The sequence below is a fragment of the Streptomyces sp. NPDC051018 genome, from assembly GCF_044456085.1.
In the GTDB taxonomy this organism is placed as follows: Bacteria; Actinomycetota; Actinomycetes; order Streptomycetales; family Streptomycetaceae; genus Streptomyces.
Map to the genome: position 1 here is coordinate 188,539 of NZ_JBITFN010000008.1, position 14,609 is coordinate 203,147.

Consider the following 14,609-nt stretch of genomic DNA (forward strand, 5'->3'; position numbering starts at 1 on the left):
GCCCGGCCCCCATCCGGTCGGGGTTCAGTCCAGCCCGCGTGCCCGTGCGAACCGGGCCCGGCCCTCCGCCGGGTCCACCAGTGGTTCCGGGTAGTCGAGCCGTGAGCGCTGCGGGCGGGGCAGCTCCTGCGGGCGGTGGACCCCGGGGCCCGGCAGCGAGGACAGTTCGGGCACCCAGCGGCGTACATAGTCACCCCGCGGGTCGAACCGCCGGGCCTGGGCGAGCGGGTTGAGGATCCGGTTGGGGCGTGTGTCCGTACCCGTGCCCGCCGCCCACTGCCAGTTGAGCTGATTGTTGGCGATGTCCCCGTCGACCAGGAGGTCCAGGAAGTGGCGGGCGCCGATCCGCCAGTCCGTGTACAGGGTCTTGGTGAGATAGCTCGCCGCCAGCAACCGCGCCCGGTTGGGCATCCAGCCCTCGTGCAGCAGCTGCCGCATGCCCGCGTCCACGATCGGGCAGCCCGTACGGCCCTCCTTCCAGGCGGTGATCTCCTTCTCGTCCTCGCGCCAGCGGTCGCCGCGGGCCCGGTAGTCGGTGTGCGAGGCGTCGGGCCGGGCGGACAGCACCTGATGGTGGAAGTCCCGCCAGGCCAGCTGCCGTACGAAGGCCGCCGCCCCCGGACCGCCCTTGCGCCGTGCCCGCTGGACGAGTTCGGTCGCCGACAGCGTGCCGAAGTGCAGATGCGGGGACAGCCGCGAGGTCGTGTCCCCCGGCAGATCGTCGTGGCGCTCCTCGTACGCCCGGATACCGGTACGGGGGCGGGTCAGCCAGGAGGTGAGCCGGTGCCGTCCCTCGTACTCCCCGCCGCGCGCGAGCCCCGGCGACACCCCGGTCACCGCGCCGCGCCGGGGCAGCGGCCGCCCGGCCAGCTCCGGCACCACCACCCTCCGGGGCGCGGCCAGGGTCCGGCGCAGCCCGGTCTCCTCCCATCTGCGGAAGTACGGGGTGAAGACCGCGAAGTGGTCGCGGTCCGCGGGGGTCACCCGCCCGGGCGGCAGCGCGGTGACCACGCCGTCGTGGACGTGCAGGGCGCACCGGATGTCCGTCAGCGCCCGCCGCAGCCGGTCCTCCCTGCGCTGGGCATACGCGCTGACGCCCGCGGCGATGTGCACCGACCGCGCGCCCGTCTCGGTGACGACCCGGCAGACCTGCTCCGTGACCTCGCCGAGCCGGACGACCAGCCGGCCGCCGCGCTCCCGCAGCCCGGTGTCCAGCGAGGCGAGGCAGTCGGCCAGGAAGGCGCGCCGGTTGGGCGCGTCGAACCCCGCCCGCCGCACGCCCTGGTCGACCACGAACAGCGGTACCACCGTCTCGGCCGCGTCCACCGCGGCGCTCAGGGCCGGCTGGTCGTGGACCCGCAGGTCGGAGGTGAAGAGCATGACGGAAACAGTCATATGCCGTCCTTCCTCGGAGGGGAAGCGCCACAGGCGGGGAAAGCCGGCGGTGGATGGGCGGCTCGGATCGGGGAGCGGCCCCGCTGGCATGCCGACCGTATCGGTCAAACGGTGGAATCCCGGCCATCAAGGCGCCAGGTGCGTCATATCAGGTGCGTCATACCGAAAAGGTCATCTGAGTGACGGGGACGGTCGTCGGCGCGGCCGAGCCGCCCGCCGGTTCGAGGGTGAGGCCCATGCCCGCGGCCGGGCCCACCGGCCCGTCCATGATCGCTGCGCCGTCGGAGGTGCTCCGGTCCAGCAGCCCGGCCGGGCGCATCGTGCCGCCGTCGTCGAACCAGAGCTGGTAGACCTTGCCCGCAGGGGGTTCGGGCAGCCCGGTCACGAGGAAGGCGGCCCGGTCGCGGCTCCGGGAGACCACGACCGTGCCGCTGCCGCCCGTCCGCAGCCGTGCCGTGGTGGCCTTCGCGTCGGGCGCGGCGAGCACCGCGGCCAGTTCGGCCGTCGTCCGTTCCGCGCGCTCCGCCGCCCGGCGCGCGTCCTTCGCCTCCTGGTGCTGCCAGAAGGACACCCCGCCGAAGGCGGCGGCGGCCGCGACACAGGCGGCCAGGACGAATCGCGACACCGGGCCGCCGCGCCGGCGTTCCGCCCGTACCCGGTCGACACGCGGCGGATGCTGGCGCTCGGCCGAAATCCGCCGCATCACCTGGTCCTTGAGCGCGGGCGGCGGTGTCACAGCCTCCGCGAGGGCCAGTCTGCCGACCGTGGCGGCCAGTTCGCGGACCTCCTGTGCGCAGGAGGGACACTCGGTGAGGTGGCGCTCGAACGCAGCGGTCTCCTCGGGCTCCAGCGCGTGCAGCACATAGGCACCGGTCAGGGTGTGCAGATCCGCGGCGGTCACGCGCTCACCCCCAGGCAGTCACGCAGCCGGATGAGTCCGTCGCGCAGTCTCGTCTTGACCGTGCCGAGCGGGACGGAGAGCAGTTCGGCCACTTCCCGGTAGGCCAGCCCCCGGTAGTAGGCGAGGGTCACCGACTGCCGCTGAAGCTCCGTCAGTCCGCGCAGACAGCGCCGTACCTGCTCGCGTTCGAGCCGGGCCTCGACCTGCTCGGCGACCTGGTCGTACGCGGGCGTACGGTCGAGCAGCGCCGCTCTGCGCTCGCGGTCGGACGCCGCCTGCGCCGATCGGACCCGGTCCACCGCGCGCCGGTGGGCGAGGGTGAGGATCCAGGTCATGGCCGAGCCGCGGGACGGCTGGAAGCGGGCGGCGGTCCGCCACACCTCGATCAGTACTTCCTGGGTCACCTCCTCCGACTGGGCCGGATCCCGCAGTACGGCCCGCACCAGCCCGAGCACCGGCCCGCACACCGTGTCGTACACCCGTGAGAAGGCCTCGTGGTCCCCGCGGGCCACCAGGCCCAGCAGTTGGTGCAGATCCGGTCTCGCCGAGGCGGGACCACCGACGAATACGGGGTCGTTCACGCGGCTTTCCTCCACTGTGCGGCCAGGGGTCCGGACAGATCTCACCGGTCATTCGGCGCCGGAGCGGCGGTGGATTGGTCCGGGTGCGCAGATGGTCGCACGGGGAGCGGCAGGTGGCCGCACGGGGGAGCGGCAGTCGGCCGGCGCAGCGATTGCGGTCGTGGGGAGATCACGTACGGACGCGGTCCGGCGAACGGCTCTCTGTGCCGCACGCCGGACCGCGTCCGTACGTGATGAAGAACGCAGGGGCCTCCCGGCCTTCTCAGGCCGCCTGCTCCTGCTCCCGCTCCACCTGCTCGTTCCACTCGCGCTTGACCGCGCGCCAGGCCTCGTCCGACTTGCCGAGCCGCCAGTACCCCGAGATCGACAGATCCTCGCGCGGCACCTGACGCTCCAGCCGCAGATGACGCCGGAGCTCCTTCACGGCTCCGGCCTCACCGTGGACGAAGGCGCAGACCCGGCCCCCGGGGAAGTCCAGCCCGGTCACGGCGGCCACCAGGGCCTCACCGACGGGACGGCCCTCACGGTGGAGCCACCGGACCTCGACCCCGTCCGGGGCCGTGAGCTTCTGCTCCTCCCCGGCGTTCTCGACCTCCACGAAGGCGTGCACGACCGCGCCCCCGGGCATCTGCTCCAGCGCTGCCGCGATCGCCGGGAGCGCGCTCTCGTCGCCCACCAGCAGATGCCAGTCGGCCTCCGGGTTCGGCGCGTAACCCCCGCCGGGGCCGATGATCCGCATCGTGTCGCCGACGCGGGCGCTCGCCGCCCACGGCCCGGCGAGTCCCGAGTCGCCGTGGACGACGAAATCGATCGTCAGCTCACGGGCGGCCTCGTCCCAGGTCCGTACGGTGTACGTACGGTTGGCGGGCCACTGGTCGCGCGGGAACTCCTCCCGGATCCGGTCCATGTCGAACGGCTCCGGATAGCTCACGCCCTCGGGCGGGAAGAGGAGCTTCACATAGTGGTCGGTACAGCCGTCGAGGGAGAAGCCGGCCAGGCCCTCACCGCCGAGGACGATGCGCGTCATATGCGGAGTGAGGCGCTCGGTGTGGACTACACGGGCCTCGAAGGGCGTCGGTGACCTGCGGGCCGGTTGTTCTGCCACGGCGCTCTCCCTGATCGGTGTATCGGCGTGCCCAGGAACTTCTTAGGCTTGCCTAAGTTAACACCTCGCAGCTGAAACGACAGCCCCGGAAGCCCGTTCCGCCGCCGTTGTCCCTTGGGTTCCGGGGGGAGGGACCCGGGTCCGGGCCCCGGGGACGAGCCCGGCGGACGGTCCGCACCACCCGCCGCTCGCCGTCCGCTGTTCCGGCCGCCCGTTCGGCTACCGCCCGGCGTTTGTGCCGCGTCCGTACGTCCGTCGTCGACAGCCGAACCCTTAGGGAGCGAGTGTCGTCAGCAGCCGCTGGAGCGCCCCGCCCAGCCCCCAGCGCGCCGACAGCGCGTCGAGCGCGGCCGGATCGCGCGGCCCGGACGGCAGCGCCGGGTCGAACGGGGGCAGCGGCACATCGGCCGCCACCCGTACGACCTCCGGCGCCACCGCCACATAGTCACGGGCCTCGTCCAGCCGCTTGCGCTGCGAGGGGGTCAGCCCGGACCGGGGATCGTCGACGGCGGCCATGATCCCGGCGAGGTCACCGAACGCGTCGAGCAGCCTGGCCGCGGTCTTCTCCCCGATTCCGGGCACGCCCGGAAGGCCGTCGCTGGGGTCGCCGCGCAGCAGCGCCAGATCCGCGTAGCCGGAGCCGTCCACGCCGTACTTCCCGCGCAGCCATGCCTCGTCGGTCGTCTGGAGGCTGCCGACGCCCTTCAGCGGATACAGCACCCGCCGTCCGCGTGCGTCGTCCACCAGCTGGAACAGGTCGCGGTCGCCGGTGACGATGTCGACCGGGCCGGTGGCGCGCGCGGTGAGGGTGCCGATCACATCGTCCGCCTCGTACCCGTCGGCGCCGACACGGGCGACACCGAGCGCGTCCAGCACCTCGGCGATCACGGGGACCTGGGGCGAGAGGGTGTCCGGGGTCTCCTCCTCGTCGGGACCCAGCTCGGTCTCGACGGCCACCCGGTGCGCCTTGTACGAGGGGATCAGCTCGACCCGCCAGTGCGGACGCCAGTCGTTGTCCCAGCAGGCGACCAGGTCGTCCGGGTGGTGGTCCTGGACCAGCCGGGTGATGAAGTCGAGCAGCCCGCGCACGGCGTTCACCGGAGTGCCGTCGGGTGCCCGGACCGAGTCGGGGACCCCGAAATAGGCCCGGAAGTACAGAGAAGCGGTGTCGAGGAGCATCAGGCGTCGCGTCACAACCCGAATGATGCACCACGGCACCGACAGCGGCCCGTGGACGAGGCCCAGGGCCCCTCCCCGCCGTCCCCCGTCGAAGACGACCCCTTCCCATCGGCTCCGCCCCGGCTCCGAACCCGCCCCGGCCCACGTTCTGGCCAAGGCTTTGACCAGCAGTGTTGCGTGATGTGAATCACTGTTGCGTTTGGTGCGACAGTCCGGGGGCAGGCGCGAGCCCGGAGTGGACCCGATGGCGCAGGACAGGCCCCGGGTGGGCGGGCGGAACCCGCCGTACTCCACGGTCGGCCGCGCGGTGGGGGTCGGCGGACCGTTTTCACTGCTACGCGTGAGGTTTATGTGTCAAGGCTCCAGGCGGAGCACCTGTACAAGGTGTTCGGCAGACGACCCGGTGATGCGGTCCGCAGACTCGAAGGCGGCGCGGACCGCGACGAACTGCGCGCCGACGGCACCACGGCGGCGGTGATCGACGCGTCGTTCACCGTCGAGCCCGGCCAGACCTTCGTCGTCATGGGTCTCTCCGGATCCGGCAAGTCCACCCTGCTGCGCATGCTGAACGGGCTGCTGCCACCCACGTCCGGCCGGGTGCTCCACGACGGCCGGGACCTGACCGCCCTGAGCCCGCGCGAGCTGCGCACCGTACGCTCCACCAAGATCAGCATGGTCTTCCAGCACTTCGCGCTCTTCCCCCACCGGAGCGTCCTGGAGAACGCCGGATACGGCCTGGAGGTCCAGGGCGTCGACCGGCCCGAACGCGATCGGCGCGCCGCCGAGGCGCTCGCCCTGACCGGCCTCGCCGGCTGGGAGGACTCCTGGCCCGACGAGCTGTCCGGCGGGATGCAGCAGCGCGTCGGTCTCGCCCGCGCGCTCGCCACCGACGCGGATCTGCTGCTGATGGACGAGTCCTTCAGCGCGCTCGACCCGCTGATCCGCCGCGATATGCAGGACCAGCTCCTGGAACTCCAGAAGACACTGAGGAAGACGATCGTCTTCATCACCCACGACCTCAACGAGGCCATGCGCCTCGGCGACCGGATCGCGGTGATGCGGGACGGCAGGATCGTCCAGACCGGCACCGCCGAGGACATCCTCGTCAGCCCGGCCAACGACTATGTCGCGTCCTTCACCCAGGACGTCGACCGCTCACGGGTTCTCACCGCGGGCGCGATCATGGCCGACCCCCGGACCGTGTACGGCACCGGGGCCGACGGCGGCGAGGAACTGCGGACCCCGGAGGACGTCCTGGCGGCCACGCCCGCCGTGGTCCGGGCCGATACTCCCGTGACCGAGCTGTTCACCCCCTGCTCGGCGAGCGGGGTCGCCGTGGCCGTCACGGACGGCGGCGGCGGGCTGATCGGGGTCGTCAGCCGGTCCCGGCTGCTCGCCGTCCTGGGCGAGCCGGCACAGCGGACGGCCCCGGCGGACGGCTGCCCTCCGGCCGCGGGCCGGGCCCCGGCGGACACGGCCACCGATGCGCCCGGCGCCGGGCCGACGGGCTCCGGGGCACCCGGCGGCGGCTCGCGGAGCGCCGCTGCCCCGCGCACTGGATCCCTGGGCACTGGATCCCTGGGCACTGGATCCCCGGGCACTGGATCCCCGGGCACCGGATCCCCTGGCGCCGCCGGTTCCGTACGTACCGGAACGGAGACCGCCGGATCCGCGCGGCCGAAGTCCCCCGCCACCGGATCCCCGGGTGCCGGGGCCTCCGGCGCCGGTGCCGCCAAGGCGGTGGCCGGTGCCTAGGATTCCCCTCGGCGACTGGGTCGACTCCGGAGTCGACTGGCTCCAGTCCCATCTCGCCTGGCTGTTCGACGCCATCGCCTCCCTCGTCACCGGGATGTACGACGGACTCGACGCCGCCCTGACCGCGCCCGAACCGCTGCTGCTGGCGGGCATCCTCGCCGTCCTCGCCTGGTGGCTGCGCGGGCTGCTCGCCGGTGTCCTCGGCTTCGCGGGCTTCGCGCTGATCGACTCCGTCGGCCTGTGGGACGAGGCGATGTCGACACTGTCCCTGGTGCTGGTGGCCACCCTCGTCACCCTGGTGATGGCCGTCCCGCTCGGCATCTGGTCCTCGCGCTCGACCGCGGTCAGCTCGGTGACCCGGCCGGTGCTGGACTTCATGCAGACCATGCCCGCCATGGTCTATCTGATCCCCGGCATCATCTTCTTCGGCGTGGGGGTGGTGCCCGGCATCATCGCCTGCATCGTCTTCGCGATCCCCCCGGGCGTACGGATGACGGAACTCGGCATCCGGCAGGTCGACAAGGAACTCGTCGAGGCCGCCGAGGCGTTCGGCACCGCTCCCCGCGACATCCTGCTGCGCGTCCAGCTCCCCCTCGCCCTGCCCACGATCATGGCCGGGGTCAACCAGGTCATCATGCTGGGCCTGTCGATGGTGGTCATCGCCGGGATGGTCGGCGGCGGGGGACTCGGCGGCGAGGTCTACAGCGCGATCGGCAACGTCGACATCGGCCTCGGCTTCGAGGCGGGCGTCTCCATCGTGATCCTCGCGATGTACCTGGACCGGATCACCGGCGAGCTGGGCCGCCAGGTCTCCCCGCTCGGCCGCCGTGCCATCGCCAAGGCCAGGGCCCTGGCGGGCGGCAAGGGACTGTGGGCCCACCGCCCCCGGCCCTCGGTCGCGGTCGTCGGTGTGATCGTCCTCGCGCTCGTCGCGGGCGGTGTGAACATCTTCGGCGGTGCCACGGGACCGGCGTCCGGCCCCTCGGGCGCGGCGAACGTCGGCAAGGGCGAGAAGCTCACCGTGGGATACATCCCCTGGGACGAGGCCATCGCCTCCACCTTCCTGTGGAAGGAGATCCTGGAGCAGCGGGGCTTCGAGGTCGAGGCCAGACAGCTGGAGGCCGGCGCCCTCTACACCGGTATGGCGGGCGGCCAGATCGATTTCCAGACCGACAGCTGGCTGCCGGTCACCCACGCCTCGTACTGGAAGAAGTACGGCGACCGGCTGGAGGACCTCGGCTCCTGGTACGGCCCCACCTCGCTGGAGCTGGCCGTTCCCTCGTACGTCGAGGGCATCGACTCCCTCGACGACCTCAAGGGGCAGTCCGCGAGGTTCAAGGGCCGGATCGTCGGCATCGAGCCGAGCGCCGGAATGATGGGACTGCTCAAGGACGAGGTCCTCGGCGCGTACGGCCTGGAGGGGGAGTACGAGGTCGTCGACGGTTCGACGCCCGGCATGCTCGCCGAGCTGAAGCGCGCGTACGCCAAGAAGGAGCCCGTCGTCACCACGCTCTGGTCACCGCACTGGGCGTACAGCGGCTACGACCTCAAGAAGCTCAAGGACCCGAAGGGCGCCTGGGGCAAGGGCGACGAGGTGCACACCCTCGCCCGCGAGGGCTTCACCGGCGATCACCCCGAGGCCGGGAAGTGGCTCAAGGACTTCCGGATGACCGAGAAGCAGCTCACCGATCTGGAGGCCGGGATCCAGCGCGGCGGAAAGGGCCGGGAGCAGGAGGCGGTACGCACCTGGCTCAAGGCCAATCCCGGTTTTGTGGACCAGGTGGCCCCGGTGCCCCAGTAGGTTCTGTCACGCAGGGGAACGGGGCGGTTCCCGCCGGTGGCCGGAACCGCCCCGTCCGGGTTCCCCGGGAGGTAGCGGCCCGTGACCTCCGAGCGGGGGAAGCCGCGCCGGAAGCTGCGTAAGGTTGTACAGAACGCAGGAAGGGGAGCCCGGCGCATGGACGCTGACGCCAAGGACGGCAAGGACCCGAAGGAGACCGAGCGTCTTCGGGTGGGCGCCGCCGTGCGCAGGCGACGGCGGGCGCTCGATCTCACCCTCGCCTCGGTCGCGGAGCGCAGCGGGCTGTCCGTGCCCTTCCTCAGCCAGATCGAGAACGACCGTGCCCGGCCCAGCGAGCGCTCGCTCGAAAGGGTCGCCGACGCCCTGGAGACGACGACCGTGCGGCTGATCGCCGCGTCCGACGCCGCTCGGACCGTCGCCGTCGTACGCGCCGACCAGGACGGCCCTCCGGCGGTGCCGAGGGCCCGGCGGCTCGTCCGGGGGCGGCATCAGCTGGAGGCCCTGGAGTTCAGCGGGGAGCACGACACCGAGGGCGAGTTCCAGCACCGCAACGACGAGCTGATGTACATCGCCGACGGGACGGTCGAGGTCGAGGCCGAGGGCCGCGCGTACCGGCTGGGGCGCGGTGACACGCTGTTCCTGTCCGGTGGCGTACGGCACCGGTGGCGGGCGAGCGGCCATGAGACCCGCATCGTCGTCGTCACGGTCGCCGAGCACATCGAGACACCCCCGGGACCGGCGGGCTGACCGCGCCCCGGGACCGTCCTCCGCACGGACCTGCCGTCATCTCTCCGCGGGCGCGGCCGTCCGCGGCTCCACCGGAGCCGCCACCCGCGCCGGTTCCGCGATGACCGTTCCGCCGCCGAGCAGGGCGCGTACGACGCATACGGTACGGAAGCCCACGACCGCCCAGGCCGTCACCAGCAGCCCGTACAGCAGGACCGCGAGCCAGGCCAGGGCCGCGAGGCCCGTACGGTCCGCGAGACTCGCCGCCCCGAGGACACAGGTGCCGACGGGGAAGGTGAACGCCCACCACGTCATCGAGAACGGCATCCCCCTCCGTACGGCCCGCACCACCAGCGCACCCGCCAGGGCCAGCCACAGCAGGGCGAAGCCCGTCACCGGTACGCCGTAGAGCAGGGCGAACGCGCCGAACCCGCGCGGGTGGGCCGCCGCGCTCCCCGCAGCGTCCGCGGCATTGCCGACCGCGGTCGTCGACTGGCCCAGCGGACCCAGCACCAGGAAGAGCGAGGGAGTGAGCGCGAGCGGCAGCGGGCCGTGGTGCACCAGCCGGGCGAACACCAGCGGCAGGATCAGCAGCGTCGCCAGCAGGCTCAGCCCGAACATCCCGAGGCTCCCCAGCAGCAGCGCCGCCCGCCACTGGCCGGGCGGCAGCCGGGGTACGAGCAGCGGACCGAAGGAGGCGCCGACCATCGGAGCCACCACCGGCAGCAGCCACACCGGCGAGGCGGTCCCGGGCGCCGGCCGATGGCGGACGATCATCAGATACGGCACGGCGACGGCCGCGGCGAGCCCGGTGACGGTCCCGGCGGCGAAGAGCCCGGCCGCGATCGCCACGGCCGCCGACTCCCCGGTCACCCGCGAGCCCACGGTGAGCGTGCCGGTGCCCACGGACAGCAGCGCCATCGACAGACAGCCGTAGAAGGGCGCGACCGAGAGATCGAGGAGATGGGCGCGGGCCTGGTCGCGGTGGTACGCCCAGTGCGCGGCCCGCGCGGCCGCCACCAGGACGAGGAGCACCGCCGAGACCGCCCACACCGTGACGAGGGCGGGCCCCGGGACCGGCACGGGGAGCGCGGCGCCCGCGACGGCGACGATGGCGGTGCCCATGACCGGGGCGTACCACTGGGGGCCGACGTGACGCGAGGACACCGGTCGTACGGCGGGCGCCGAGGCGCGGGGGCGTGCGTGCACGGCGGTGACCATGACACCACTGTCGCCGCGGCGCCCGGGGCCCACCAGGGATCACTCCTCTATGACCTCATAAGCTGGGCTGATGAGTGAGGACGACCGGCGGGTACCGCTCGCGCACCGGGTGCCGGATCTCGGGGCGCTGGAGCTGCTGCTCGCCGTCGCCCGGCACGGGAGCCTCGGCCGGGCCGCCCGGGAGATGGGGATCACCCAGCCCGCGGCGAGCAGCCGGGTCCGCTCGATGGAGCGCCGGCTGGGCGTGGCCCTGGTGGACCGCTCGCCGCGCGGGTCCCGGCTCACCGAGGCGGGCGCCCTGGTGACGGACTGGGCCCGGCGGGTGATCGAGGCGGCGGAGGCGTTCGACGCGGGAACGCAGGCGCTCCGGGGGCAGCGGGACTCCCGGCTGCGGGTCGCCGCGTCCATGACCATCGCGGAGTATCTGCTGCCGGGCTGGCTCATCGCGCTCCGCACCCGGCTCCCGGACACTGCGGTCTCCCTGCTGGCCGGGAACTCCGCCGCGGTCGCCGCCCATCTGCTGGAGGGCGGGGCAGATCTGGGGTTCGTGGAGGGCCTCGCGCTGCCGGACGGCCTGGACGGCACGGTCATCGGCCATGACCGGCTGGTCGTCGTCACCGCGCCCGGCCATCCCTGGGCCCGCCGGCGGACCCCGCTCGGCCCGGCCGAACTGGCCGCGACCCCGCTGATCATGCGGGAACGCGGCTCCGGCACCCGCCAGGTACTCCACTCGGCGCTCGCCGGACACGGCGGCCCGGCCGAGCCCTTGCTCGAACTCGCCTCCACGACCGCGGTGAAGTCCTCCGCGGTCAGCGGGGCGGGTCCGGCCGTCCTCAGCGAGCTGGCGGTGCGCGAAGAGGTCTCCTCCCGCCGTCTGGTGGCGGTACGGGTGTCGGGCGTGCCTCTCGACCGCGCGCTCCGGGCGGTGTGGCGCCGTTCCCAGAAGCCCCGGGGTCCGGGCCGCGAACTGCTGGGACTCGCGGACACGGGCGGGGCCTGAGCGGGGGTACGGGGGCGGGAGGCGGGGCCGTCCGGGGGCGGCGTCGGCCGGGGGTGTCGGGCCGTGGTTGCGCCGTACGGGGCCGGGCCCCGGGCGGGGGCCCCGGGACGAGGGCTGCTCCGGGGCGCCGGGAACCACGGGTGAGGGGCCGGGCGGGGGTCCACGGGGCGGGGCCGGGGTGTCAGGAACCCGGGGTGAACGGGCGGGCCGGGGTCCATGGGCGAAGGGGCGGCCCGGTGTCAGGAATCCGGGGCGGGGAGCCGGGGCGGGCGTCAGGAACCCGCCGCCCTGATCAGCGCCTCCATCACCCGGGTGTCCTCGCCCATCTCCGGGTGCCACTGCACCCCGAGCGTCCAGCCCCCGCCCGCCTGCTCCACCGCCTCCACGGTGCCGTCGTCCGCGTACGCGGAGACCGTGAGCCCGGTGGCCGTCCGGTCGACGGCCTGGTGGTGATACGTCGGGACCAGGGCGGGCTCCGGCACGACGGACGCGTAGAGGGTGTCCGGGACGGGGGTCACGGTGTGGGCGCCGATGACCCCGATGTCCTTGATATGCCCCTCCAGATGCTGGCGCAGGGTGCCGCCGAGCGCGACGTTCAGGAGCTGCATGCCCCGGCAGATGCCCAGCAGCGGCGTCCCCGAGGCGAGGGCCGCGTGGATCAGGGCCAGCTCCCAGGCGTCCCGCTCGCGGGCGGGAGGGCCCGTGCGCGGGTGCGGCTCGGCCCCGTACCGTACGGGCTCCACATCCGCGCCGCCCGCGACGACCAGACCGTCCAGCCGGGCCACGACCGCCTCCGCGGCCGTGGCGCCTGCGTCCGGGGGGAGCATCGCCACCAGTCCTCCCGCCCGCTGGACGAGGGCCGGATAGGCGGCGGGCAGCAGGGCGGCGGGCATCTTCCACACCCCCCATGCGGCCTGGTCGAGATAGGTCGTGACACCAATGAGGGGCGTGGCCACTGTGACTCCGTTCCGTTCCTTGCCTGTGGAGCGTCTGGTGCGTTGGTGCGGGTGGTTCCACTGTTCTACGGGTGACGCGAGATGGCACGGGCCGCGCCTGCGGCTCGGTCTCGTACAGCTCGCTCTCGTACGGCTCCGTCGTGTGCGGGCTCAGTCGCGTTCCAGCTCGGCCTCGGCAGCCGCGAGCGCCGCGAACTCCTCCTCCGGCGCTCTGGCGACCAGATGACGGCGACTGTAGATCGCGAAGTAGGCCAGCGCGACGGCATAGACGCCCAGCGCGATGAACGCCGCGTCCTTGTCCACCAGGAACGTCGCCACCAGCGCGGACAGCGCGAGCACAAAGGCCGTGGTCGAGGTGAGCGTGCCGCCCGGGGTGCGGTACGGACGGTGCAGATGCGGCTCGCGGCGGCGCAGCACGATGTGCGACAGCGCCATCAGGGCGTAGCTGATCGTCGCCCCGAAGACCGCGATGTTCAGCATCCGGGCGCCGTTGCCGGTGGAGGCGGCCAGCGCGAAGCCGATCGCACCGGGGATCAGCAGTCCCAGGTACGGCGATTTGCGACGGCTGGTCAGGGAAAGGAAGCGGGGCAGATATCCCGCGCGGGAGAGAGCGAAGAGCTGGCGGGAACCGGCGTAGATGAGCGAGAAGAACGAGGCGACCAGGCCCGCCAGCCCCGCGTAGTTCACAAATCTGCTCAGGGCACTCGCCTCGCCGTCCCCCTGGAGCGCCACCACCAGCGGGTTTCCCGCCTCCTGGATCGCGGCGGAGCCCCGGGCGCCCGTCGCGGCGAAGAAGGTCAGCACGGCCAGCAGTACCAGGATGCCCATGGAGACGGCGAGCGCCCTCGGCATCGACCGCACCGGGTCCTTGGCCTCCTCCGCCGCCAGCGGCACGCCCTCGACACCGAGGAAGAACCACATCCCGAACGGGAACGCCGCCCAGATGCCGAGCAGTCCGAACGGCAGCCACGAGCCCGACCCGAACGCGTCCCCGTCGACCGGGATGTCATCGAGGTTGCCCGCGCTGAAGTCCGTGAACGCGCCCACCGCGAAGATCAGCAGCGCGGCCACGGCGATGGCCGTCACGACCAGGCTGAACCGCAGTGCCTCGCCCACGCCCCACAGATGGATGCCGATGAAGACCGCGAAGCAGGCGAGGTAGACGGGCCACCCCGACTCCAGGCCGAACAGCCCCAGCGATTCGACGTAGTCGCCGATGAAGATCGAGATCGCGGCGGGCGCGAGGATGTATTCGATCAGGATCGCCGTACCGGTCAGAAACCCGCCCCATGTCCCGAGCGCGCGCCGGGCGAAGCCGTAACCCCCGCCCGCGGTGGGCAGGATGGCCGACAGTTCGGCGAGGGCGAACACGAGGCAGGCGTACATCACGCCCATCAGCACCGTGGCGATCGCGAGCCCGCCGAAGCCCCCCTTGGACAGCCCGATGTTCCATCCGGAGAAGTCTCCGGACACCACATAGGCGACCCCGAGCCCGGTGAGCAGCAGCCAGCCGGCCGAGCCCCTGCGCAGCATGCGGCGTTTCAGATAGGTGTCGTCGGAGTGGGCGTCGGCGGTGTACGTGGTCTTCCGAGTGGTGCCTTCGGCCATGAGTCACTCCCGGCTTCAAAGGTTTGTGCGGACACCTTTGCGCCGGGAATCAAGAATGCGCAACCCCTGTGCACCATCCCGCGCGGGCCGCGCGACTCCGGTCCCGCGGGGTGGGGCCGCCTCCGGCCTCGCGGGGTGCGTGCCGCCGGTGTGCCCGGACGGGGCGGGGGCAACCTCCGGCCTTGCGGGCGTGTGCGGCCCGTATGTCCGTCCGGGCGGCTACATCCGGCATCACCGGCACGCGCCGGAATGCCCGTATCCCGGACGCGGGGCCGTGCACGGTCCCGACTTCGCCGGCACGGGCGACCCGTATGCCTCCGGGGCGGGGGTGACCTCCAGCCTCGCCGGCGTCTGAGGCGCGGGGTCCGGGGCGGAGCCCCG

The 14,609-nt window shown here is 72.9% G+C and carries 11 protein-coding genes and 1 pseudogene; 4 read left to right on the plus strand and 8 right to left on the minus strand.

The genetic code is table 11. From position 1 onward, the window contains the following. Window positions 1–24: 24 nt before the first annotated feature. The 5 genes from ACIBCM_RS16365 to ACIBCM_RS16385 all read right to left on the minus strand — a co-directional run bounded on the left by ACIBCM_RS16365 (window position 25) and on the right by ACIBCM_RS16385 (window position 5,161). Window positions 25–1,395 carry a cryptochrome/photolyase family protein gene (locus ACIBCM_RS16365; RefSeq protein WP_399243611.1) on the minus strand — a complete coding sequence of 457 codons (1,371 nt, stop codon included), beginning with the start codon at window positions 1,393–1,395 and terminating at the stop codon, window positions 25–27. Between the two features lie 157 nt (window positions 1,396–1,552). After that, window positions 1,553–2,296 (minus strand): anti-sigma factor domain-containing protein, encoded by a 744-nt coding sequence (locus tag ACIBCM_RS16370; protein ID WP_399243613.1) that lies wholly within the window; start codon window positions 2,294–2,296, stop codon window positions 1,553–1,555. Continuing rightward, window positions 2,293–2,877 carry a sigma-70 family RNA polymerase sigma factor gene (locus tag ACIBCM_RS16375; protein WP_399243614.1) on the minus strand — a complete coding sequence of 195 codons (585 nt, stop codon included), beginning with the start codon at window positions 2,875–2,877 and terminating at the stop codon, window positions 2,293–2,295. Before ACIBCM_RS16375 ends, ACIBCM_RS16370 begins: the two co-directional genes overlap by 4 nt. 262 nt (window positions 2,878–3,139) lie before the next feature. Then, window positions 3,140–3,982, minus strand: a complete 843-nt coding sequence (locus tag ACIBCM_RS16380) for a siderophore-interacting protein (protein ID WP_399243615.1) — start codon at window positions 3,980–3,982, stop codon at window positions 3,140–3,142. A gap of 273 nt (window positions 3,983–4,255) precedes the next feature. Beyond that, the gene (locus ACIBCM_RS16385) at window positions 4,256–5,161 is read right to left on the minus strand and encodes a 5'-3' exonuclease H3TH domain-containing protein (RefSeq protein ID WP_399243882.1); all 906 of its coding nucleotides are present in this window, start codon (window positions 5,159–5,161) and stop codon (window positions 4,256–4,258) included. 351 nt (window positions 5,162–5,512) lie between these two features. On the opposite strand from ACIBCM_RS16385, the pseudogene ACIBCM_RS16390 reads away from it, so the two are divergent. The 3 genes and pseudogenes from ACIBCM_RS16390 to ACIBCM_RS16400 all read left to right on the plus strand — a co-directional run. Continuing rightward, window positions 5,513–6,628 (plus strand): annotated as a pseudogene (locus tag ACIBCM_RS16390) (glycine betaine/L-proline ABC transporter ATP-binding protein); the annotation flags it as partial. A 280-nt stretch (window positions 6,629–6,908) separates the two neighbouring features. Beyond that, entirely contained in the window at window positions 6,909–8,717 is a 1,809-nt protein-coding gene (locus ACIBCM_RS16395; RefSeq protein ID WP_399243617.1) for an ABC transporter permease/substrate binding protein, read from the plus strand. Window positions 8,718–8,873: 156 nt separating this feature from the next. Next, the gene (locus ACIBCM_RS16400) at window positions 8,874–9,464 is read left to right on the plus strand and encodes a helix-turn-helix domain-containing protein (protein ID WP_399243619.1); all 591 of its coding nucleotides are present in this window, start codon (window positions 8,874–8,876) and stop codon (window positions 9,462–9,464) included. Window positions 9,465–9,500: 36 nt separating this feature from the next. Here ACIBCM_RS16400 and ACIBCM_RS16405 read toward each other — a convergent pair whose 3' ends face one another. After that, window positions 9,501–10,664 (minus strand): TDT family transporter, encoded by a 1,164-nt coding sequence (locus ACIBCM_RS16405; RefSeq protein ID WP_399243621.1) that lies wholly within the window; start codon window positions 10,662–10,664, stop codon window positions 9,501–9,503. A gap of 70 nt (window positions 10,665–10,734) precedes the next feature. Between ACIBCM_RS16405 and ACIBCM_RS16410 the strand changes: the two genes are divergently transcribed. Continuing rightward, complete coding sequence (locus ACIBCM_RS16410) at window positions 10,735–11,664, plus strand: LysR family transcriptional regulator (protein WP_399243622.1); 930 nt, start codon at window positions 10,735–10,737, stop codon at window positions 11,662–11,664. 272 nt (window positions 11,665–11,936) lie between these two features. Here ACIBCM_RS16410 and ACIBCM_RS16415 read toward each other — a convergent pair whose 3' ends face one another. Then, window positions 11,937–12,620 carry a gamma-glutamyl-gamma-aminobutyrate hydrolase family protein gene (locus ACIBCM_RS16415; protein WP_399243624.1) on the minus strand — a complete coding sequence of 228 codons (684 nt, stop codon included), beginning with the start codon at window positions 12,618–12,620 and terminating at the stop codon, window positions 11,937–11,939. A gap of 150 nt (window positions 12,621–12,770) precedes the next feature. After that, complete coding sequence (eat, locus tag ACIBCM_RS16420) at window positions 12,771–14,228, minus strand: ethanolamine permease (protein WP_399243627.1); 1,458 nt, start codon at window positions 14,226–14,228, stop codon at window positions 12,771–12,773. Window positions 14,229–14,609 lie beyond the last annotated feature (381 nt).